A 21,727-nucleotide genomic window follows, 5' to 3' on the forward strand; every position below is an offset into this window, starting at 1 on the left:
CTCGCCTATATGCCAACGCGGGCAACAACTTCGGTCGAACATGCTGATGGGGCGGGAACACCCCGAGGTGTCCCCCCCCCCCCCCCCCCCCCACTCCCGTATCAAGACCCGAGCACAACGTCCAAGGGGTGTGTAAGGGCAGAACCATATACGTCGAGCTCTTCGCGATGCGGAGACGGTGGGTGGGTCCAGCGGGCCTATCGGGCCGTGACGAAACCCTGGGAAACCAGCCAGTCGCGCGCGACGGTGGCGGGTTCGGCGCCTTCGAGGTCTACCTTGCGGTTGAGTTCGGTGATCGTCTCGTTGGTCAGTAGCCGCGAGATCGGCTCCATTACCGTGGCCACCTGGGGGTGCGCGTCGGCGAAGGATTTCCGCATCACCAGTGCCGCATTGTATTTGGGGAAGAAGCCGAGATCGTCGTCCAGAATGCGGAGGTCGAGGGCTTTGATGCGGCCGTCGGTGGTGGCGACCGACCCGAACTGGCAGCCGCCGTTCGCGGTGGAGGTGTAGACCAGCGCGTCCTGCATGATCTGTTTGTGCACCTTGCCGGTGTCGATGCCGTACTTGCGGGCCATGCCCGGGAATCCGTCCTGGCGGACACTGAATTCGGTGCCCAGGCAGGTGGGTCCGGTGCCGGGTTCGGTGTTCACGGCTCGCGCGTAGTCGGAGAGCGTCTTCGTCCCGGTCCGCTGTGCGCTTGCCGCGTTGGTGACCAGCGCGTAGGTGTTGTTCATCGGGGCGACGTCCGCCCACAGCATGCCGTGCGCGGCCAGGTCGGCGTCGCGTACCGCCTCGAACTGCTGCTGCGAGTCCGGAATCGGCGTCTCGTTGCCCAGATAGTTGATCCAGCCGGTGCCGGTGTAGTCGTAGGCGATGTCGACCTGTCCGTGCAGTTGGGCATCACGCAGACTGTTGGACCCGGTGATGTTGGTGAGGTCGCGCACTCGCGCGCCGGCCGCGGTGAGCGCGAATTCGATGACATAGCCGAGAATGTTCTGCTCGGTGAAATCCTTGGACCCCACCGTGATCGCCACCCCCTGCAATCCCGGATCCGGCCGGATGCTGCCCGCTCCGACCTGCAATGGCACCGCCCCGCCGGATTCGAGCCCGCATCCCGCCGCCAGCATCAGCCCGAGCGCGGCCAGCACCGCCGTCCATCGCCGCCTCATCGCAGACCCCGTGGGCCGAGGAACTGTTCGGCGAGCGCTCCCAGCCAATCCACCAGCAGCGAGAGCGCCACCGCCAGAATCGCCCCCACCCACAGCGTCACGTTGTCCCGCAACTTGTATCCGGTATCGATGAGAATTCCCAGCCCACCCGCGCTGACCAGGAACGACAGCGTCGCCGTCCCCACCGCCAGCACCAGCGAGGTCCGCAGACCTGCGAGGATGTACGGCACGGCAAGCGGAAACTCGATGCGCCGCAACACCATAGCCGCGGACATCCCCTGTCCCCGCCCGGCATCCACCAGCGTCGGATCAACCTGCTGATACCCGAGAATGGTGTTCCGCAACACCGGCAACAACCCGTAGAACGCGATGGGCGCCACCCCGACCCAGAACCCCGTCCGCTGGGTCACCAGGTAATACAGCACAATGAGCCCGATGGCCGGTGCGGCCGCACCGACGTTGGCGATGCCCACGAAAAGCGGTGTCAGCCTGCGGAATCCGGGGCGGGTGAGCAGCGTCCCCAGCGGCACCGCGATCGCGACGACGATGGCCACCACCGTCGCCGTGATCACGACATGCTGCCGGGTGACCGTCACGATGTTGGTCGCGTTCATGCTCGCCTGTTGCGTAGCGGTCAGATTCCGATCGAACGCCCACACCAGCACCCCCACCCCGAGCCCGACCGCCAGTACCGGCTGCGCCACCAGCCGAATGAACTCCGACCGCCGCTCGGTCCCCCGCCCCCTCACGCCGGCCTGCCCGACTCGGCCGGATCATCCGAAGTCGCTTCGCCGGCAGACGCCGCGCGTTCCGAGGACGCGCTATCACCCGAAGCCATGGCGGCACCGGTCGTGACGGCGGATTTCCGTGCGGCTCGGCTGCTTTCGGTGCGGGTGGTCGCCAGGTGGGTGACGAGGGTGTCGATCGCGATCAGGCCGACGTATCCGCCGTCATCGCCGGTGACCACGGCGTGGGCGGTGCTCTCGGCGAGGAGCATTTCCAGCGCCTCCTGCAAGGACGAGCGCAGGGCGACCGTGCCGGTGACCGGGTACCCCGCCTCACGCAACGAGGTGGCGTGGGCCAGCTGCTCGGCCGAAACCCAGCGCAGAGGACGGTATTCCTCGTCGAGCACGAGACCCCACTGCCATTCCTGCTCGGCGAGCGCGGCCCGGAAGGGTTGCACCTCATCGGTTTCGGCGGCGGTCGGGCACCGGCCGAGCTCGACGTCCTCGACACGGGTGAGCGTGAGTTGCTTCAGCCCCGCGTCCGCACCGACGAATCCGGCGACGGTGTCGTCGGCGGGCGCGGCCAGGACGGCAGCGGGCGTGTCGTATTGCAACAGTCGGGAGCCGTTGCCCAGCACCGCGATTCGATCGCCGAGTTTGACGGCTTCGTTGAAATCGTGGGTGACGAAGACGATCGTCTTGTGCAGTTCGGCCTGCAGGCGCAGCAGTTCGTCCTGGAGGAGCCCGCGGGTGATCGGGTCGACCGCGCCGAACGGCTCGTCCATCAGCAGGACGGGCGGGTCCGCGGCGAGTGCGCGTGCGACGCCGACGCGCTGCTGCTGACCGCCCGACAGCTGGCGCGGGTAGCGGCGGCGGAAGGTGCCCGGATCCAGGCCGACCAGCTCGAGCATCTCGTCGACGCGGGCGTTGATATTCGCGCGCTTCCAGCCGAGCAGCGCGGGCACCGTAGCCACGTTGCGCGCCACCGTCTGATGCGGGAACAGCCCGGCCTGCTGGATCGAGTAGCCGATCTGCCTGCGCAGCTGGTCCGGATCCTGACGACCGATATCGCGCCCGTCGATGGTGATGGTGCCCGAGCTGGGCTCGATGAGCCGGTTGATCATGCGCATGATGGTGGTCTTGCCGCACCCCGACGGGCCGACGAACACCACGATCTCCCCGGCCGGAATGGTGATCGAGAATTCGTCGACCGCCGGATCCCGTTGCCCCGGATAGCGTTTGGTGACCGCGTCGAGCACGATCCGGGCGCCACGTGGCGCGTGTGCGGAATCGTTCGCCGCAGTGACGGTTTCAGTCACGAATCCCCCTCGGGGTAGTGAACCGGCCGACGCCGGCCAGCAGGGCGTCGAGCAGCAACGCCAGCACGATGATCAGCACCGTGCCGGTGAGGGCCTGCGGCACCGCGGTCGGGCTGCCCAGCCGGGCCAGCCCGGAGAAGATCAGGTTCCCCAGTCCGGGCCCCTTCGCGTAGGCGGCCATGGCCAGAATCCCCATGATCATCTGGGTACTGACCCGCATCCCGGTGAGGATCGACGGCCACGCCAGCGGCAGTTCGATGCCGACCAGTACCCGCAGCCGGTTCATCCCCACCCCGCGCGCTGCGTCCGACACCGCCGGATCCACCCCGCCCAGCCCGATGATCGTATTGCGCAGGATCGGCAGCAGCGCGTACAGCACCAGCGCGACCACAGTCGGCCGCACGCCCAGCCCCAGCACCGGAATCAGCAAGCCCAGCAACGCGAACGACGGCACGGTGAGAATGATGCTGGCCAGCGCGGTCGCCAGCGCCGACCCCCACGGGCTGCGGTGCACCGCGATCCCGATCAGCACCGCCAACGCGGTCGCGATCAGCATCGACTGCACCACCGCGGAGACATGCAGGTACGAGTCGGTGAGCAGCTGCCTGCGATGATCGACGACGAAATTCCAGAGCGTGCCCAGAAGCCCCCTCCTGCCTAGCAGTTCACCGCACAGTGTATTGGCGCGAACCCCGCCTCGCGCCTTTTCGAGTGTCGCCGAGACGATCAGTAGCAGTACGAAGGCCGCTGCGGTTGAACGGACTTCAGTCGGCGCGGTAGCGCAGCATCACCACGGTGTTGAAGTGCCTCGTCTCGGCCAATCTCAGCTGGATGCGCTTGTCCAGTGACGGGAAGAGCGGTGTGCCGCCGCCGAGCACCACGGGCGAGACGAACAGCTGGTACTCGTCGATGAGCCCGTGTGGCATCAGCGCGGCCGCGAGGCTCGCACCACCGACCTCCATGACGCCGTCTCCCGCGGCCTTGAGCCTGCGAACCTCGTCCGGGAGAAGACGACCTTGGGCTTCTCCCGCCACAGCCCGCCGAACTCGCGCTCGATGCGCGGCGCGTCCGCTGGCACGTGCGGCCAGTACGCGGCCATCAGCTCGTACAGCCGACGACCGTGTAGCGAGACCTCGATCTCGGTATCTGTCGTTAGCACCTCAGGCGGTTCCGGACCGCTCCCCACGCGTGTGTGGCCCGATCTGGCGACACATGAGGACGACCTGTTCGTCGACAAGGACGCGCTCAGTGCCTTCTTCCCTGGCCGATGCACCCTGCCGCACCTCCTCGAACAGCGGCACATCGACACCGTCCTGATCACCGGAACCCTCACCAACGCGTGCTGCGAGTCCTCAGCACGTGACGCCGCGACCGTCGGCTTCAGAGTGATCATGGTGGCCGACGCCAATGCCGCTCGACGCGACCAGGACCACAACGCCACACTCCACACCATCTACCGGTCCTTCGGCGACGTACGCCCGACAACGGACGTACTCGACCTCATCTCCACTACCTGAACCCGACAATCCACCGCCCGAAACCCCTCCGGGAGCGCGTCGATACGGTCGACGATCGTCAATGCCCCAGCGCTGTGGCACGCGCGCTCGAACGTGGGCGATCGATGCCAATCTCTGTATCGCGCAACACGTTTCATACCCGCTGCGCGTCGGGGGTGTCCGTTGCCTCAGGGGCGGTAGGGTTCGGGTGGTGGAAGGGATGGCATCGATGAGACGGCTGGCGGTTGTGGTGGGGTCGGCGATCGTGGTGACCGCGGGGCAGTTCGGGGTGGGTGCGGCGCAGGACGATTCCGGGGCCATGGATCTGCTGGTGGAGCTGTTGAGCGAGCGGCTCGGTACCGCGGATACAGTCGCGGCGGTCAAGTGGGAGGGGGCGGTGCGGGATGGGGGCGAGCCGGTGATCGACGATCCGGTTCGTGAACAGGCGATCTATGATGCGATGGCTCAGCTGGGGGCGGAGCGGAATCTGCCTGCGGGGCTGGTGCGGCAGGTGTTCGAAGGTCAGATCGAGGCGAGCAAGATTGTCCAGCGTGGGCTGGTGACCGAGTGGCGGTATGGGCTGGCGACGGCGCCGGTGCCCGCGACGGATCTGGCCGGGGTGCGGCCGGTCATCGATGGCCTCAATGTCGCGATCATCGACGAATTGGATAGGGAGCGGACCGAATTGACGCGCTCCGACTGCCCGGCGCGAGTCGCCGCCGGGGTGCTCGCTGTCGCCGGGCACGACAATCTCGACGCTCTCCACGCGGCGGCGCTCGTGCGCGCGTCGACTCCACTGTGTGGGAGCTGACATATGTCCCCCAGCACAGAGAGGTCACCCTGATAGGGACTGCCTCAACCAGCACCCGAATTCGGCTGCCGAGCAACAGCGTTCGCGGCAACTCAGTCGAGACAGAATTCGTTGCCCTCGATATCCTGCATCACGAGGCACGACTCGTTGACGCCATCGGCGCGCAGTAGTCGCACACGTACCGCACCGAGCGCGACCAGCCGTGCGCACTCGGCCTCGAGTGCGGCCAAGCGCTCTTCACCCACGAGCCCTGTGCCGACCCGGACGTCAAGATGCAGCCGATTCTTCACGACCTTCCCCTCGGGCACACGCTGAAAGAACAGTCGCGGGCCCACACCTGACGGATCAACACACGCGAACGCTGAACCCTGATGCTCAGGCGGCAGTGAGGAATTGAAATCGTCCCAACTGGCAAACCCCTCCGGTGGCGGCGGAATGACGTACCCCAGCACATCGCACCAGAAGCGAGCGACACGCTCAGGCTCTGCGCAGTCGAAGGTGACCTGGATCTGTTTGACCGACGTCATCGGTCCACCATAGGGGCAGGATCCTTCGCCGCCGCGGCAGCAGCCCTGCCCGACGACGCGGCAATAGCCGACCTTCGCCATGCCACTTACCCAACCTCCGTGACGTTCAACGGATTCCGTGGCAGGACCGCTGCTTACCGCCGCCTCTCCCGCGGCGCATTCCTCGCAGCTGTACCTCGCGCCTGAACCACCAGCTGTCTGAAATCTTTTGAGCTGCAACGTGATATGTGGTGAGCAGCCAGCTGCGCGCTCGATGGTGCAGTCGGGACGGTCATAGCCCCGGTCACCGGGTGGGCGTCGACGCCAGTGGCGTATTGATCTGCCCGGACGGTCGACGGGTCGTCTCGATCCAGGTCGCCGCCAGCGTCGGCCAGAGCGATCAACGCGTTTGGTACTCGATCCCAGGTGCTGTCGGCGGACCAGCGGCGAGCGGCTTCCACACACGCTCGCGCCGGAAACCGTAGGCCGACAGGAGGCTAGCCGAGGCGGCGTTGGAGCTCGGGGCGGTAGTCGTCGAAGGCGGCGGCGACCTCGTCGAGGTAGACCAGTTGGGGGAAGTCGATGATCGGCTGGTGGTCGATCAGGAAGGCGGCGGTCAGTTCTACGACACGGTGCTCGTCGGCTGCGGCGACGCCGAGGTCGGCGAGAACGTCCGGGGCGACTATGAATTGGGATTCGGCGGAGTCGGTGCCGTCGTCGACCAGGACTCGGTATTCGTGGTCGACGACAGGTTCGACGGTGATTCGGGGGTTGGTCATCGGGACAGGGGGCTGTAGAAGACCAAGCCGTTGCCTTTGTTGTCGTAGACGACGGCGCGGCGTTCGTGGGCATCGTCGTAGGGGCCCTTGACGATGCCACCACCGCTGGCCTCGATGGCCTTGGCGGCGGCGTCCACGTCGGCGGTCTTGATGCCGACGACGATCTGGCCGTGGATGGGGTGGTCGACCGCGGTGGCCAGGGCGAGGGTGATGGGGCCGCCGCCGAGGGCGGCGAAATGGGCGCCGTCGCGGAACTTCAGGGGCATACCGAGGGTTTCGGTGTAGAAATCGATGGATTCGTCGAGGTTGTCGGTGGACAGGATGATCATCTTGACTTCGTGATCGCTCATGGCTGCCTCCTGTGGGCGAAGTGGTGGCGCGCCCGGAATGCCCGGGTTCGGTCGCTCACCATGATGGCCGCTCCGCGCCCCCGGGGATCGCCAACGACACGCTGCCGCCCACTGAGTGGGCATTGTGAGCCAGTTACTGCGCGACTCAGGCACAGCCAGTCCGAGCCAGGCAGACCCGTCCGAGTCGGGCTCAGACCGTCCCAGTCAGGCAGAGGCCCTCCCAGTCAAGCTGAGGCCGTGCGGGCCATCTGGGCTTTCGAAGCAGCGCGGGTGGTGCGCAGGTTACGCCGATCCGCGGGTTCGACGGTAGCGAGGCGCGGGCCACCGCACACGCCGCTGAGTGTCCGTTTTCCGCCACATTCTTTTGTTTCACGGAATCAACTTTTATAGTTGATTCATGGAAGCAAACAAAGACCAGGTTTCGCGACTGGCCCGCAGCACCGCACGATTCGCGGAAGCCATGCGGCAGGGCACTTCTCGCGCCTACGACCCGGTCCGGGTCGGCGTGCTGCAGTGCGCGGTCGAGTCCGGGCCGCTGCGGGCCGGGGAGATCGCCGAATGCCTGGACGCGTTGCCGTCTTCCATCACCCGGCATATCCAGGCGCTGATCGACTCCGGGCTGGTCAGCACCTCCCCCGATCCGGCGGATCGGCGGGCGGTGCTGGTCGAGGCCACCGAGGCGGGGCGGGCCGAGCTCGCGCAGTTCCTGGAGATCGGCGACCAGGTCTTCGGCGAGGTGATCGCCGACTGGTCCGCCGAGGATGTCGACACGCTCACCCGGCTGCTCGATCGCATGATCGAGGCCTGGGCCGCGGCGGGAGCACACCAGCAGCAGCGGGCGAGCCGCAAACGCCCGGGCCGATTCGGCTGGAGCCGGATCTGACCTCAGGAGAGGACCAATTGCCATGGCCACCAACACACCCCTGCACGTGATCATCGCCGGCGGCGGCATCGGCGGGCTGGCGCTCGCCAACGGCCTGCGCCGCGCCGGCGTGAGCGTCAGCGTGCACGAACGCGAAACCCAGCGCACCGACCGGCTGCAGGGTTTCCGCATCCACATCAACCCGCACGGCAGCAATGCCCTGGCGGAACTGCTGTCGCCGGAGCTGTATTCGACCTTCGTCGCGTGTGCGGGCAAGGGCGGCAACGGGTTCGGTTTCGTCACGGAACAATTGCGGGAACTGCTCCAGATCGATCCGGAGGAGGGTGAGCACACCGCCGGCGGGCACTACGGCATCAGCCGGATCACCCTGCGGCAGCTGCTGCTCGCCGAGCTGGGCGACGTCGTGCACTACGGCAGCATGTTCGACCGCTATGAGCGCCTGCCCGACGGCCGGATCCGGGCCCATTTCGGCAACGGCGACTCCGAGATCGGTGATGTCCTGATCGGCGCGGACGGCGGCACCTCCCGGGTACGGGCGCAATACCTCCCGCACGCCGAGCGCGTGGACACCGGAATCGTCACCATCGCAGGCAAATACGCCCTGACGCCGGAATCGCGGGCTCGCCTGGACGGCCGGCTGCTGCGCAATCCGCTCAGCGTCATCCCGCCCAGCGGCTGCGGAATGTTCCTCGCCCCACACGAATTCGACATTCCCGTCGGCGCGGAACGCATCGCCGGGAACCAGCCCGGTCTCGAGCCCGGGCTACTCCTCGACAACACCCAGCCGTACGTCTTCTGGGCCTTCGCGGCCAAACGCGAACGCTACGGCGCCGATCTGGAGGCGCTCTCACCCGTCGGCCTGCACGACCTGGCGGTGCGCATGACCACCGGGTGGGCGCCCGAATTGCGGGCGCTGGTCGCCGATTCCGATCCGGAGACCGCCACCCTGCTGCCGATCAAGACCTCGGTCCCGATCCCGGCCTGGCAGACCACGAATGTCACGCTGCTCGGCGATGCGGTGCACAGCATGACCCCGTTCGCCGGTATCGGCGCGAATACCGCACTGCGCGACGCCCGGGGGCTGTGCCGCGCGCTGGTGGCCGCCGAACGCCGTGAGCTCGGACTGCTCGAGGGCATCCACCGATACGAAACGGACATGATCGACTACGGCTTCGCGGCGGTGCGAACCTCGCTGACCGCGGCCACCCAGTCGGTGTCCGACAGCCGGTTCGCGCGTGGCGCCGGCAAACTCGTCTTCCGCACCGCCAACGCGGTGCCCGCCATGAAGCGAAAGATGTTCGCCGACTTGGGTGCCGAGTGATAGCTGCCGCACATGTGCCGTCCGCCTGCCGAGCGGGTGGCACATGCGGATCACCACCCTCGGATGTCCAAAGTCCAACGCGCACATGACATTCAGAAGGCTCGCAGATTGCTGATCCAGCAGAGACGTCCCAGCCGGCAGCAATTTGAATGAAACATTCCCTTTCAATTTCCCAATCCGAACCTTGCCCGGTAGTGTGCCGTCGTCGCCTCAGCGATTGCGAAACCCCTGCTCTGGCAATGGAGTTCGAGTGCTGGAAATTCACCACTTCAGCTACGGTTGGATCACCCCCGTACTGGCCTACATCATGTCCGTCACCGGATCCCTGCTGGGTCTGCGGTGTACGGCACGCGCCCGGTCCGGGGACGGACGCAGCGGCTGGCTCATCTCCGCGGCCGTGGCCATCGGCGGCACCGGCATCTGGGTGATGCACTTCGTCGCCATGCTGGGCTTCACCATCCGCGGTGCGGTGGTCAAGTACAACGTGCCGCTGACCCTGCTCAGCGCCGTCATCTCGGTCACCGTGGTGTGGATGGGCCTGTTCATCGTGGCCCGCGAGCCATTCGGCCGCTTGTCACTGTTCGCGGGCGGCGCGGTCACCGGGCTGGGCGTCGGCGCCATGCACTACTCGGGCATGTACGCCATGCGGTCGGACGCCATGATCGACTACAACGCCGGCATCGTCACGCTGTCCATGGTGATCGCGGTGGTCGCGGCCACCGTGGCGCTGTGGTTCACGCTGGTCATCACCGGTATCTGGGCCACCATCGGCGCGGCCCTGATCATGGGTGTCGCGGTCTGCGGCATGCACTACACGGGCATGGCCTCGATGAGCGCGCACCATATGGACAATCCGGCCACCCCGCATGGCGCGGGCCCGATGGAATTGCTCGCCCCGCTGATGATCAGCGTCAGCATGGTGACGCTCGTCCTGCTCATTCACGTCGGCCTCACCGAGGTGGACGAACGCTCCATGATGCCCGAACCGGAACGGCCCGAACCGGCTGCGCGCGCCGGCTGGTCGCTGCGGGCGGCCTCGGCGGTCGCCGACACGCGCGGCTCGGGCCAGGAGGAACCCGGTCCCCGCGACTACCGGACTGCGGGCCTGTACGCACCGGCCGCCGACTATCAGGCACCCGGCCGCCACGAGATGTCCTCGCCCGGCGACTGGCGTTCGGACCAGTTCTACCCGGCGGCCGGCGGCCCGGCGGCGCGCCCCGACCGGAATCCGGTTCCGCCGCAGCGCAGTACCCGCTACTCATAGCCGAACCGCCCGACTGTGGGCAATCTCCATTCTCAACCGGGCAGGCTGAGAATTGCCGACCCGGTTCGCTGAGAATCCGGTTCCGGTGTTCGACTTTGGGGCACATCGGCAGCAAACTGACTGCCGTGGAGCACCACCAGCTGGAGTTGATCTTCGCGGTCCTGTTCGCGACCATCCTGGCCCAGCCGCTCGGAAGGCGGCTGGGCCAGGCCCCAGCGGTCCTCATGACCGCCTTCGGCGTGGTGCTGGCCCTGATTCCGCAGGTGCCGAATATCGAGATCGATCCCGAACTCATCCTGCCGCTGGTGCTGCCGCCCCTGCTGTACGCGGCTGCGCGGCGCACCTCCTGGCGGCAGTTCGCCGAGAACTGGGTGGCCATCAGCCTGCGCGCGGTGGTACTGGTCATCGTGACCACGGCGGCCGTGGCCTGGGCCTTTCACCTCTGGTATCCGGCCGTGCCGATCGGTGCCGCGGTGGCGCTCGGCGCCCTGGTCGCGCCACCGGATCCCGTGGCGGTCTCGGCGCTGGCCGGCAAGCTGGGCCTGCCCCGGCGTCTGGTCGCGGTGCTCGAGGGCGAGGGCCTGTTCAACGACGTGACCGCGATCGTCCTCTACACGGCGGCAATTCAGGCCGTGGTGACCGGTTCCTTCTCGGCCTGGGGCGCATTCCGCGATTTCCTGGTGTCGGCGCTGGTCGGGGCGGTGGTCGGGCTGCTGTTCGGCTGGGCCGGAAGCAAACTCATGCAGCGGCTGGACGAGGCCCCGTGGCGGGTGGCGCTGGGCCTGCTGCTGCCGTTCGCCGCCTACGGGCTCTCGGAGTCGCGGGGCGGGTCGGCGGTGCTGGCGGTGCTGGTCTGCTCGATGTATCTCACCCATGCCGCAACCGATTTCAGCGACAGCGACTACCGGCTGGTCGGCGACTCCTTCTGGGAGATCACCGAAATGCTGGTCACCGGTTTCGCTTTCGGGCTGATCGGACTCGAGCTGAGCACGGTGCTGCGCGACGCCGGACCCGACTGGCCGCGCTTCATCGGCGGGGCGGCGGTGATCATCGCGGTGGTGGTGGGGTTGCGGCTGATCTGGCTGCTGACCACGACCGTGATCTTCCGATCCTGGTGGCGCACCCGCGACAAGGACGAGCCCCATACCTGGCGCGAGACCGTGGTGACCTGGTGGGCGGGTATGCGCGGGGTCGCCACGGTGGCGCTGGCCCTGGCCGTGCCGTTCACCACCGACAGCGGAAAACCGTTCCCGGGCCGCACCGAAATACTGTTCACCGCCATCGCGGTGGTGCTGTTCACGCTGCTGCTACAGGGCCCGACCCTGCCCGCCGTGGTGCGGGCGACCGGCGTGCACGCCGACACCGGCACCGAGCGCGCCTTCGAACGCCAGCTCTGGACCCGGGTGCTGGAGGCCGAACTGGCCCGGCTCAAGGAGATCTCGGAGACCGAGCACCTGCCCGAAGAGGTCTACGATCGGCTGCGCACGGGATTCGAACGCCGTCTGGCCCAGGCGGATCCGGAGGCCGCCGAGGACAATCCCCGGACGCACACCGATCGCACACTGGCCTTCACCACCAAGATGCGGTCCATCACCAATGATGTGCTGGAGGCGGGCCGGGCCGAAGCGCTGGCCGCGCGGCGCGAACCGGGGGTGCCGCCCGATGTGGTGGACCGCGTCATGCGCCGGCTGGATCTGCGCCGGTGACCGACCGCTACCCGGTCCGGCCCAGCTTCACCAGGACGGCGACGAATTCCCTCAGGAAGGATTTTCGGGTCAGCAGCCGGGAGGTGCGTGCGCCGGTGACCTGGGCGCGCAGCCCCAGCCGCCGGACCAGCCCGGCCGTCCGCAACACGTGAAAGTCACTGGTGACCACGGTTATTCGCACCTGCTCCGGATCGATGCCGCGCCCGCGTAACTCCCGGACGGTGAACCGCAGATTCTCCTCGGTATTGCGGGACCGGTTCTCGCGCAGGATGAGGTCACCCGGAATGCCCTGCGTCACAAGATAATCAGCCATCGCCTCGGCTTCGGTCACGATTTCGCGTCCGCTCTGCCCGCCCGACACCACCAGCAGCGGCGTACGCCCCCGATGGCGTTCCTCCCCCACCACCTCGAGCGCCCGGTTCAGCCGCCTGGCAAGCATCGGCGCAACCCGATCGTGGCGCAACCGGCAACCGAGCACGACCACCACGTCCGCGCCCGGCCGCGGGGAAAGCCGCGCACGACCGACCGTATAGCCGGTGAACCCGAGGAACGGCACCAGCACCGCGGTTCCCGCCAGCGCCAGCAGCACTCGCCATCGTCGCATCCCGCCTGTACCTCCTGCTCCGCGCCGAGTCGGCACTGTTCGAGCGGCCTGCCACAAGCCCGGGTGAACAGTACTTCCCGCGCCGGCGGCGAGGCCGGGCGGCAGCGGATTCGGTCAGAACGCGAAGACGTAGGTGCTGCGGTTCTCGGCCTGGCACTTGTTGGCATAGGTGTGCCGGTAACTCACCGGGCTGCCGCGCCAGACGCCGTCCGCCGCCACGGTCACCGGGTCGTAGATCATGGTGCAGAACCGCATCGGATGGCCGGACAGCTTCTCGAAATCGCCTCCGGCCGCGGTCAGCTCGTCACACGCCGGCGCGGCCGCCGGGTGGGTGCCCGCCACCACCGGTGAACAAGCCAGCAGCACCGTCTGCTGACTCGACGAGCTCTCCAGCGAATCGCCCTGTGCCAGAGTCAAGGTCAGCACGGACGGCGATCCGTCCGCGACCGGGTCCGCCTGCGCCACTGGCACCGCGACCAGCGCCGCCGCCACACCCAACCCCGCTCCGACCAAACAAACACCAAGGGACATGGGTCACCCGCCTCCTCGAATATGGTTTCCACCCGTCGATCGGTCGCGCACCGCTCAGTGTTTCGCCCGGTCACGCACCGCCCCCCGCGACGGGCCGTGGCGCCTCCACCGAGATCGCGCCAGCATCGGTGAGCGTGCGGTTGGCCGACGTGTCCTTCAGATCGACCCCCGACCTACCGAGCCGACGAGCACCATCGACCAACCCCGTGACGACCTGAGCCGCACGCGCGTACGAGAGCCCTTCGGGCGGACGGATATTCGAGATGCAGTTCCGCTCGGAATCAGATCGTCCGGGTCGCGGGCAATGGGTGAGATAGATCCCGAGACTGTCGGCGACCGAGAGCCCGGGCCGCTCCCCGATCAACACCAGCACCGTCCGCACACCGAGCGCCGCACCGATGTGATCCCCCAGCGCCACCCGGGCCTGCGTGGCGATCACCGGCGGAGCGAGCGTGTATCGCCCCTCGAACGCCGCGAGCAACGCCGCGAGCATCGGAACCCCGTGATCGGCGAGCGCCCTCGACGAAAGTCCATCTGCCAGAACGAAACCCACGTCAGCCCCGCTGTGTGGCACCGCCGGTTCATCGGTTTCGGGCAGCCGCCCGAGATCCGGACGCCGGAGGTACTCCGAGCGGTCGCTCGCCCTGCTGCGCATATGCACCGGCTCGCCGAGCCCGAGACCCGTCACCTCGGCGGCCAGGACCGCGATATCGAGCGGACTGTGCACGGCATCCCGGGCCGCGGCATGGGCCGCCCGGAACTCCAGCACCTCCGCGGTGGACAGCGCGTCCCCGGTACGCCCGAGCCCGATCCGCGCCTGCGTACTGCGCCGCAGTCCGTCCCAGAACGCTTGCGCGGCAATATCGTCGGTGCGGCGGTTCGGGCGTACGGGTTCGATCGGGCTCACGCCGCCCCCTTGGCAGCCAGCGCACGCAGCGGGGAGGACAGGGGCTCGATGGGGAGAATGCGGCCGGTGGAGTCCATCATGCCGAGACCCTCGAGCCAGGCGGCGAATTCGGGGGCGGGGCGCAGATCGAGGATCTGGCGGGCATAGAGGGCGTCGTGGTAGGCGAGGCTCTGGTAGCCGAGCATGACGTCGTCGGTGCCGGGAACCGCGATGACGAAGGGGCAGCCCGCGGCGGCCAGCAGGGTGAGCAGGGTGTCCATGTCGTCCTGGTCGGCTTCGGCGTGATTGGTGTAGCAGACGTCGACGCCCATGGGGAGGCCGAGGAGCTTGCCGCAGAAGTGGTCCTCGAGGCCGGCGCGGATGATCTGCTTGCCGTCGTAGAGGTATTCGGGGCCGATGAAACCGACCACCGTATTGATCAGGAACGGGTCCAGGTCGCGGGCGATGGCGTAGGCGCGGGCCTCGAGGGTCTGCTGGTCGACCGGCTTGCCCTCGGCGCCCAGGTGCGCGCCCGCCGAAAGCGCCGAGCCCTGACCGGTTTCCAGGTACATGACGTTGTCGCCCACGGTCCCGCGACGCAGCGACCGGCCCGCCTCGTTGGCCTCGCGCAGCAGCGAGATGGTCACACCGAAGCCGGAGTTCGCGCCCTGGGTGCCCGCGATGGACTGGAACACCAGATCCACCGGCGCCCCCGCCTCGATGAGCCCCAGCGTGGTGGTGACATGCGAGAGCACACACGACTGCGTCGGAATCTCGAAGCGCTGCCGCACCTCGTCGAGCAGGTACAGCAGATCCGCCGTGGCCTGCGGCGAATCGGTGGCCGGATTGATGCCGATCACCGCGTCCCCGCACCCCAGCAGCAGCCCGTCGAGCACCGCCGCGGCGATTCCGCGCGGATCATCGGTCGGATGGTTGGGCTGCAATCGGGTGGCGAGTGTGCCCGGCACCCCGATGCTGGTCCGGAACCCGGAGCGCACCTCGGCCGCCCGCGCGACCGCGATCAGGTCCTGATTGCGCATGAGTTTGCTGACAGCCGCGACCATCTCGGGCGTGAGCCCGGGTGCGACGGCCCGCAGGGTGGCCGCGGCATCGGGCCGGGCGGCCACCGCGAGCAGCCAGTCCCGCAGCCCGCCCACCGTCAGATGCGAAATCGCCTGGAACGCACCGCGATCGTGCCCGTCGATGATCAACCGCGTGACCTCGTCGGTCTCGTACGGCACCACCGGTTCCTCCAGGAAGACGCCCAGCGACACCTCGGCCAGCGCCCACTGCGCCGCCGCCCGCTCGGCGTCGGAGTGCGCCGCGCACCCGGCCAGTTCGTCCCCGCTGCGCCGCGGTGTGGCCTTGGCCAGCAGTTCGACCAGCCCGTCGAAGGTGTAGGTGCCGCCGCCCAGGCGCTGATGGAAGATCACCCTCCCGATGGTCCGGGCCCATATTGCCGGTCGGTAACCACCGCTTTCCCCCGGCATTACTGCGCGTTACGCGTGCCGGACTGCCGCGGGACCGGCCCCCTCCCCCGCGACCCGGAGGTCGGCCGGTGGCCCCGGGATACCATGGCGCCATGGCAGGCACCTATCAGTCGCCCTGGCTGCGCACCGTCGATCTCGGCGAGCGGTTCCGCACCCTCGGTGTCTGGTGGCGGCAGCCGCACCGGTTGCGGCGCGCGGTCCAGGCCTATCGGAATCTGCTGGCGGTCACCCCGGCGTGCATCGCCTACGCCTTCACCCTGTTCATCACCTGGTGGACGCTGCGCGGGGCCAGTGACATCGTGGGCCGGCGGCTGATCTTCTCCGCCTCCACGAATCTGCGCAATATGCAGAAGGATCCGATCCAGGTGCTGGTGGCCTCCGCCTTCTGGACCGACGGCGGCTTCCCCTGGGGCGACATTCTCATCCTCATCACCCTGATGGCGCTGGCCGAGCGCTGGCTGGGGTCGCTGCGCTGGATCCTGGTGGTGGCCACCGGTCATGTCGGCGCCACCCTGATCACGGTGCTCGGCATCGCCCACAAGCTCGACAAGCAGCTGATCCCGACCCGGGTGGCGTTCGCCTCGGATGTCGGCCCCAGCTACGGCATCTCGGCCATGATGGCCGCGCTGACCTTCCGGCTGCGCGGCCCGGCCCGCTGGCTGTGGGCGCTGGCCATGGTGGTCTGGTACGCCTACGGCGTCTGGCACGGCCGCACCTTCACCGACTACGGCCATTTCTTCGCGCTGCTCATCGGTTTCACGGTGGGCGCGATCGCGGTGGCGCTCTCCCACCGCCTGGTCGCGGTGCAAGCGCGCAGGGCGGCGGCGAAGCCGGCCCGGGCGGCCGCGAATCCGGCCCCGGCCGGGGATTCAGCCGGGGACGGGGTCGACGCGGCCGCGCCCACGCTGGGCGAACCGGACGACCGGCTCGACGAGGCGCGCCGCGATCGGGCCGAGCACCGCCATCATTAGCACATAGGCCGAGGCCAGCGCGGCCAGCCGCCCGCTCACGCCGCCCAGCGAAACCGCGAGGCCGGCAATGACGATGGAGAATTCGCCGTGCGCCACCAGCGCCGCACCCGCGCGCGCCCGGCCCATCCGGCGGATGCCCTGGCGCGACGCCGCCCACCAGCCGGTGCCGAGCTTGGTCAGCGTGGTCACGAAGGCCAGCAGGATCGCCCAGCCCAGCACCGGCGGGATCGCCCGGGGATCGGTGCTGAGCCCGAAGGCCACGAAGAAGAGGGCCGCGAACAGATCCCGCAGCGGTTCGAGGAGCTTCGCCGCCTCCTGCGCGGTGGACCCGGAAATGGCGATACCGAGCAGGAACGCGCCCACCGCCGCCGACACGTTCAGCGCCGAGGCCGCGCCCGACACCAGCAGCGCCGCGCCGAGCAGCTTGAGCAGGAACACTTCCCGATCGTTGCTGTCCACGATGGCCGACACGTAGCGGCCGTAGCGCAGCGCCACGATGAGCACCACCGTGATCGCCACCAGCGCGATGGCCAGCGAGCGCAGCCCGCTGGCGAAGCTCAGCCCGGCCAGCATCATGGTGAGGATCGGCAGGTACACCGCCATGGCCAGATCCTCGAACACCAGGATGGACAGCACCACCGGCGTCTCGCGGTTACCGAGGCGGCCCAGGTCGTTGAGCACCTTGGCGACGATGCCGGAGGACGAGATGTAGGTGACGCCGCCCATGGTGACCGCGCCGACCGCGCCCCAGTCCAGGATCAGCGCCACCACCACGCCCGGCGTGGCATTGACGACGATGTCGACCAGACCGGCCAGCCAGGAGCGGCGCAGTCCGGTCACCAATTCGGCTGCGGTGTACTCCAATCCGAGCAGCAGGAGCAGCAGCACCACGCCGATCTCGCCGGACGTGTGCCCGAATTCGGTGGCGGCGCGCATCTTCACGATGCCGCCCTCGCCGAAGGCCAGGCCGCCGAGCAGGTAGAGAGGAATCGGCGACATGCCGAAGCGGGCGGCCAGTCGCCCCAGCATGCCGAGCGCGAACAAGATCGCGCCGAGTTCGAACAGGGCTAGACCGGTCGAATCCACAGGGTCAGCCGTCGGCCAGAATGCGAGCGGCCGCGTCCAGCCCGTGCGGCGTGCCGACGACGACGAGCACGTCCCCGGAGTCGAGCACCTGATCAGGTCCCGGTGACGGGTGCAGTTGCCCCGCCCGCATGATGGCCACGATGGAGGCCTTGGTCCGGGTCCGCATGGCGGTCTCCCCGAGCATGCGTCCCCGGTAGGGCGAATTGCCGCCGATGGTGAGCTGTCTGGTGGTGATCCCGGGTAGGTCCGAGTGTTCTTCCTTGAGCTGCTGCACCAACTGGGGCGCGCCCAGCAGATTGGCCAGGACCGCCGCCTCGTCGGTCGTCAGGGGCACCTGGGCCTGGCACGCGTCCGGGTCGTCCCGCTGCGACACGATGAGATCGATGCCGCCGTCCCGGTGCGCCACCACCCCGATCCGCCGTCCCGATCTGACCTCGAAATCCTTCCGCACACCGATACCGGGCAGCGCTGTCACATCGACGTTCACGCAGTCCAGATTAGGACAACCCGTGCGAATCCCGGGGAGCTACGTTGCGGCGCACCCCGCCCACACGAGTCGCACGGTGCGGGCGCGCCGGGTCACTCCGTGGTGAGCGGCGCGAACGATCCGTCGGGGCCGGGCAGGAAATCGGTGACCTCGACGACCGCGGTCAGCGGCAGCGGGCCGTACAGGTGCGGGAAGGTCATGGAGTCCGGGTCGGTGGGCACGCCGGGCTCCCACTTCACCGGGGAACCGAGCCGGGCCGGATCCAGGTGCAGCAGCACGAGATCGGTGCGGCCGGCGAAGAGTCGATTGGCCGGCAGGTGGGCCTGGTAGGGCGCGGAGAGGTGGATGAATCCGGCCTCGGCCAGCGAGGGGGCGCGGTATTCGCCTGCGGCGCTGGCGTTTTCCCATTCCGCCCGGGAGCAGATGTGCAGCAGGGTCGGCGTCGTGTCCTGTTCGATTCCCACCCGTCCAATCTAGGTGAGTGCCGCGGGTTCAGAACGGTTCGGGCCGGGCCACGTGGACGGAGATGTCGTTGACGCCCACCCGGGCGGGGGCGAAGCGGCCGATGGCGCGTTCCTGAGCCTGGACCGGCGATCCTCCCCCGGCCCCTCGGACGGTCCCGCGCCATCTGGTAGACCGGCAGGTACGACTCCCCGTACCCGACCGCTCGAGGAACCATGAATCCGTCCAGCATCATGTCCGCCCGCGACCTCGAGTTCCTGCTCTACGACTGGCTGCAGGTGGAGTCGCTGACGGCGCGCGACCGGTTCGCCGACCACTCCCGCGACACCTTCGACCAGGTGCTGCGGCTGTGCCAGGACCTGGCCACCACCTACTTCGCGCCGCACAATCGCGAGAACGATCTGCACGAGCCCACCTTCGACGGCGAGCGCGTGCACATCATCCCCGCGGTCGGCAAGGCGCTGCAGGCCTTCGCCGACGCTGGAATGATCGGCGCGGCAATGGATTACGAGACCGGCGGCATGCAGCTGCCGCACTCTGTCTACACCGCGTGCATGTCGTGGTTCCACGCCGCCAATGTCGGCACCGCCGCCTACGTGCTGCTCACCACCGGCAATGCGAATCTGCTTGCCGCACACGGCAGCCCGGAGCAGATCGACGCCTACGTGCGCCCGATGCTGGAGGGTCGCAGCTTCGGCACCATGGCCCTGTCGGAGCCGCAGGCCGGATCCAGCCTGGCCGACATCACCACCCGCGCCGTGCCCGCCGCTGACGGCTCCTACCGTCTGTTCGGGCACAAGATGTGGATCTCCGGCGGCGACCACGACCTCTCGGAGAACATCGTGCACCTGGTGCTGGCCCGCACTCCGGGCGCACCGGAGGGCACCCGCGGCATCTCGCTGTTCGTGGTCCCCAAGTTCCTGCCCGACGCCGAGGGCAACCCGACCGTCCACAACGATGTCGTGCTCTCGGGCATCAACCACAAGATGGGCTGGCGCGGCACCGTCAACACCGCCCCCGTCTTCGGCGACGGCAACTTCACCCCCGGCGGGGAGCCGGGCGCGATCGGCTATCTGGTGGGCGCGCCGAATCACGGTCTGGCCCAGATGTTCACGATGATGAACGAGGCCCGCATCGGCGTCGGCCTGGCCTCCACCGCGCTGGGTTACACCGGCTACCTCAAGTCCCTCGACTATGCCCGCACCCGCCCGCAGGGCCGCGCGGTCAGCGCACGCGGCGGCGCGCAGGTGCCGATCATCGAGCACCCGGACGTGCGGCGCATGCTGCTGGCCCAGAAGTCCTATGCCGAAGGCGCACTCGCGCTGCAGCTGTACTGCGGCAAACTGATCGACGAACACCGCACCACGGCAGGCGAATCCGACCGGGCGCGCGCCGCCACCCTGCTGCGCATCCTCACCCCCATCGCCAAGTCCTGGCCCAGCCAGTGGTGCCTGGCCGCCAACGATCTGGCCATCCAGATCCACGGCGGCGCCGGCTACACCCGCGACTACGACGTCGAACAGCACTACCGCGACAACCGCCTCAACCCGATTCACGAAGGCACCCACGGCATTCAGAGCATGGACCTGCTCGGCCGCCAGGTCACCCTGGACAATGGCGCGGCCCTGGCCGCGCTGCTGGAGACCATGGCCGCCACCATCGCCGCCGCCCGCGCGACCGGCGACGCCGAGCTCGCCGGGTACGCCGCCGCCCTGGAGGCCGCCACCGGCCGCCTGGCCGCCACCACGGCGGGCCTGTGGCGCGCGGGCAATCCCGAGGCGGCCCTGGCCAATTCGGCGGTCTATCTGGAGGCGTTCGGCCACGTGGTGCTGGCCTGGATCTGGCTCGAGCAGGCGGTCACCGCGACCGCGCTGTCCGCCCAGGACCGTCCGCACGCGGCCGAGTGGGAGACCTTCCGGCAGGGGAAGCGGCTGGCCGCCCGGTACTTCTTCCGCTGGGAACTTCCGCGCACCACACCGCAATTCGACCTGCTCGACTCCGGCGACCGCACCACGCTGGAACTCGACGAGTCCTGGTTCTGAGCCCCGGGGCGCGAATCCGCCGTTCGCGCTGCGCGAACGGCTCCGTGACCCGGTGTGCCACCGCGGTGTCGGTGCGCAGCCAGGGGCCGAGGTCAGGCCGGTAGCGGACCGGTCTCCAATCCAGCCGCCTTGATTACGGTTTGCTGGCGTCCCAGCCACAGAGACCAATCGGAGTGTGAGTGTCGGTGTGCCCGGGTAGTCTCCGGGTAGACAACTCGATCAGCGTGTTCGAACGGGAGGTTGCGAAGTCCCCACGGGCAGTCCTCAGGACCTGTTCGCTTTCAGCGAAATCGCAGGTCGTGTTACAGAAAACACACGGGAAACTGCACGGGAACAAAGTGCTCGCGCCGAACGTCTGACAGAGTAGTCAACAACCACTGCTGGGAAGTAGCGGTAGCGAGGTTCGCGGATTGGACCGCGGGCCCCACACCAGGCGAACGGTGCGTGAGGCACCCAGAGCCAGGACGGAGGAGTCATGCCAGGAACCCTGACAAGCACCCCACTGACCGCGGTCGATCGTTGCGACCGCTGCGGGGCGGCTGCGCGCGTGCGCGCAACCCTTCCTGCCGGTGGAGAGTTGCTCTTCTGCCAGCATCACGCCAACGAGCACATGGATCGCCTTCGTGAGCTCGAGGCCGTGATCGACACGGAGTCGGCACCGGCGCTGTAACAGCTCCTCCACCTCGGAGAGACTCGATCGGGAGTCACCGTTCTCCGAGAGCCCGCTCGACAATTGAATCTTCCCAACAGAAAACCCGGCAGCGGGGGGGGGGGAGAGGGGGGGGGGTGGGTGGGTGGGGGGGGAGGGGGGAGGGGGGGTGGGGGGGGGGGAAAAAAAC

Annotated in this window: 22 protein-coding genes and 2 pseudogenes; 9 read left to right on the top strand and 15 right to left on the bottom strand. The window is 68.3% G+C overall.

Translation table 11 applies throughout. The features are described from left to right. Positions 1-197: 197 nt before the first annotated feature. The 5 genes and pseudogenes from ACFXN1_RS04240 to ACFXN1_RS04260 form a co-directional block, all read right to left on the bottom strand. Positions 198-1,169: a glycine betaine ABC transporter substrate-binding protein gene (locus tag ACFXN1_RS04240; protein ID WP_379436560.1), complete on the bottom strand. Its 972-nt coding sequence runs from the start codon at positions 1,167-1,169 to the stop codon at positions 198-200. After that, positions 1,166-1,918: an ABC transporter permease gene (locus tag ACFXN1_RS04245; RefSeq protein ID WP_379436561.1), complete on the bottom strand. Its 753-nt coding sequence runs from the start codon at positions 1,916-1,918 to the stop codon at positions 1,166-1,168. Before ACFXN1_RS04245 ends, ACFXN1_RS04240 begins: the two co-directional genes overlap by 4 nt. Further along, a complete protein-coding gene (locus ACFXN1_RS04250) occupies positions 1,915-3,213 on the bottom strand; it encodes an ABC transporter ATP-binding protein (protein ID WP_379436563.1) in 1,299 nt (432 codons plus the stop codon). The genes ACFXN1_RS04245 and ACFXN1_RS04250 overlap by 4 nt, the downstream gene beginning before the upstream one ends. Next, complete coding sequence (locus ACFXN1_RS04255; RefSeq protein WP_354837086.1) at positions 3,206-3,856, bottom strand: ABC transporter permease; 651 nt, start codon at positions 3,854-3,856, stop codon at positions 3,206-3,208. The genes ACFXN1_RS04250 and ACFXN1_RS04255 overlap by 8 nt, the downstream gene beginning before the upstream one ends. 121 nt (positions 3,857-3,977) lie before the next feature. Further along, a pseudogene (locus ACFXN1_RS04260) lies at positions 3,978-4,367 on the bottom strand (dihydrofolate reductase family protein); the annotation flags it as partial. 18 nt (positions 4,368-4,385) lie between these two features. Here ACFXN1_RS04260 and ACFXN1_RS04265 point away from each other — a divergent pair. Next, positions 4,386-4,730: pseudogene (locus ACFXN1_RS04265) on the top strand (isochorismatase family protein); the annotation flags it as partial. A gap of 208 nt (positions 4,731-4,938) precedes the next feature. Then, entirely contained in the window at positions 4,939-5,520 is a 582-nt protein-coding gene (locus ACFXN1_RS04270; RefSeq protein WP_379436564.1) for a chorismate mutase, read from the top strand. Positions 5,521-5,612: 92 nt separating this feature from the next. Here ACFXN1_RS04270 and ACFXN1_RS04275 read toward each other — a convergent pair whose 3' ends face one another. The 3 genes from ACFXN1_RS04275 to ACFXN1_RS04285 all read right to left on the bottom strand — a co-directional run bounded on the left by ACFXN1_RS04275 (position 5,613) and on the right by ACFXN1_RS04285 (position 7,155). Next, the gene (locus ACFXN1_RS04275) at positions 5,613-6,047 is read right to left on the bottom strand and encodes a VOC family protein (RefSeq protein ID WP_379436679.1); all 435 of its coding nucleotides are present in this window, start codon (positions 6,045-6,047) and stop codon (positions 5,613-5,615) included. A 476-nt stretch (positions 6,048-6,523) separates the two neighbouring features. Further along, positions 6,524-6,805: a hypothetical protein gene (locus tag ACFXN1_RS04280; protein ID WP_364618850.1), complete on the bottom strand. Its 282-nt coding sequence runs from the start codon at positions 6,803-6,805 to the stop codon at positions 6,524-6,526. Continuing rightward, positions 6,802-7,155, bottom strand: a complete 354-nt coding sequence (locus ACFXN1_RS04285) for a VOC family protein (RefSeq protein WP_379436566.1) — start codon at positions 7,153-7,155, stop codon at positions 6,802-6,804. The genes ACFXN1_RS04280 and ACFXN1_RS04285 overlap by 4 nt, the downstream gene beginning before the upstream one ends. 397 nt (positions 7,156-7,552) lie before the next feature. Here ACFXN1_RS04285 and ACFXN1_RS04290 point away from each other — a divergent pair, with 397 nt between their 5' ends. The 4 genes from ACFXN1_RS04290 (at position 7,553) to ACFXN1_RS04305 (ending at position 12,329) form a co-directional block, all read left to right on the top strand. Next, positions 7,553-8,038, top strand: coding sequence for a MarR family winged helix-turn-helix transcriptional regulator (locus tag ACFXN1_RS04290; protein ID WP_379436567.1), 486 nt, complete (start codon positions 7,553-7,555; stop codon positions 8,036-8,038). 22 nt (positions 8,039-8,060) lie between these two features. Further along, entirely contained in the window at positions 8,061-9,359 is a 1,299-nt protein-coding gene (locus tag ACFXN1_RS04295; RefSeq protein WP_379436568.1) for an FAD-dependent oxidoreductase, read from the top strand. Positions 9,360-9,609: 250 nt separating this feature from the next. Beyond that, positions 9,610-10,623, top strand: a complete 1,014-nt coding sequence (locus tag ACFXN1_RS04300) for an MHYT domain-containing protein (RefSeq protein WP_379436570.1) — start codon at positions 9,610-9,612, stop codon at positions 10,621-10,623. A 125-nt stretch (positions 10,624-10,748) separates the two neighbouring features. Continuing rightward, positions 10,749-12,329, top strand: coding sequence for a Na+/H+ antiporter (locus ACFXN1_RS04305; protein WP_379436571.1), 1,581 nt, complete (start codon positions 10,749-10,751; stop codon positions 12,327-12,329). Positions 12,330-12,336: 7 nt separating this feature from the next. On the opposite strand, the gene ACFXN1_RS04310 is transcribed toward ACFXN1_RS04305, so the two are convergent. The 4 genes from ACFXN1_RS04310 to ACFXN1_RS04325 all read right to left on the bottom strand — a co-directional run bounded on the left by ACFXN1_RS04310 (position 12,337) and on the right by ACFXN1_RS04325 (position 15,783). Beyond that, a complete protein-coding gene (locus ACFXN1_RS04310) occupies positions 12,337-12,933 on the bottom strand; it encodes a YdcF family protein (RefSeq protein ID WP_379436573.1) in 597 nt (198 codons plus the stop codon). Between the two features lie 114 nt (positions 12,934-13,047). Beyond that, positions 13,048-13,464 carry a subtilase-type protease inhibitor gene (locus ACFXN1_RS04315; protein ID WP_379436574.1) on the bottom strand — a complete coding sequence of 139 codons (417 nt, stop codon included), beginning with the start codon at positions 13,462-13,464 and terminating at the stop codon, positions 13,048-13,050. A 70-nt stretch (positions 13,465-13,534) separates the two neighbouring features. Beyond that, complete coding sequence (eutC, locus tag ACFXN1_RS04320; RefSeq protein WP_379436681.1) at positions 13,535-14,362, bottom strand: ethanolamine ammonia-lyase subunit EutC; 828 nt, start codon at positions 14,360-14,362, stop codon at positions 13,535-13,537. A 5-nt stretch (positions 14,363-14,367) separates the two neighbouring features. Continuing rightward, positions 14,368-15,783 (bottom strand): ethanolamine ammonia-lyase subunit EutB, encoded by a 1,416-nt coding sequence (locus ACFXN1_RS04325; RefSeq protein WP_379436576.1) that lies wholly within the window; start codon positions 15,781-15,783, stop codon positions 14,368-14,370. A 149-nt stretch (positions 15,784-15,932) separates the two neighbouring features. On the opposite strand from ACFXN1_RS04325, the gene ACFXN1_RS04330 reads away from it, so the two are divergent. Further along, on the top strand, positions 15,933-16,811 hold the full coding sequence (locus ACFXN1_RS04330) for a rhomboid-like protein (protein WP_379436577.1): 879 nt from the start codon (positions 15,933-15,935) through the stop codon (positions 16,809-16,811). Here the strand turns inward: ACFXN1_RS04330 and ACFXN1_RS04335 are convergent. The 3 genes from ACFXN1_RS04335 to ACFXN1_RS04345 form a co-directional block, all read right to left on the bottom strand. After that, entirely contained in the window at positions 16,710-17,897 is a 1,188-nt protein-coding gene (locus ACFXN1_RS04335) for a cation:proton antiporter (RefSeq protein ID WP_379395684.1), read from the bottom strand. The two genes, ACFXN1_RS04330 and ACFXN1_RS04335, sit on opposite strands and share 102 nt — an antisense overlap. 4 nt (positions 17,898-17,901) lie before the next feature. Then, positions 17,902-18,384 (bottom strand): cation:proton antiporter regulatory subunit, encoded by a 483-nt coding sequence (locus tag ACFXN1_RS04340; RefSeq protein WP_040859034.1) that lies wholly within the window; start codon positions 18,382-18,384, stop codon positions 17,902-17,904. A gap of 92 nt (positions 18,385-18,476) precedes the next feature. Next, entirely contained in the window at positions 18,477-18,848 is a 372-nt protein-coding gene (locus ACFXN1_RS04345; protein ID WP_379436579.1) for a DUF952 domain-containing protein, read from the bottom strand. Between the two features lie 213 nt (positions 18,849-19,061). On the opposite strand from ACFXN1_RS04345, the gene ACFXN1_RS04350 reads away from it, so the two are divergent. Beyond that, complete coding sequence (locus ACFXN1_RS04350) at positions 19,062-20,888, top strand: acyl-CoA dehydrogenase (RefSeq protein WP_379436580.1); 1,827 nt, start codon at positions 19,062-19,064, stop codon at positions 20,886-20,888. A gap of 475 nt (positions 20,889-21,363) precedes the next feature. After that, positions 21,364-21,558, top strand: a complete 195-nt coding sequence (locus ACFXN1_RS04355; RefSeq protein ID WP_033087939.1) for a hypothetical protein — start codon at positions 21,364-21,366, stop codon at positions 21,556-21,558. Positions 21,559-21,727 lie beyond the last annotated feature (169 nt).

The organism is Nocardia sp. NPDC059154 (genome assembly GCF_042755705.1).
In the GTDB taxonomy this organism is placed as follows: Bacteria; Actinomycetota; Actinomycetes; order Mycobacteriales; family Mycobacteriaceae; genus Nocardia.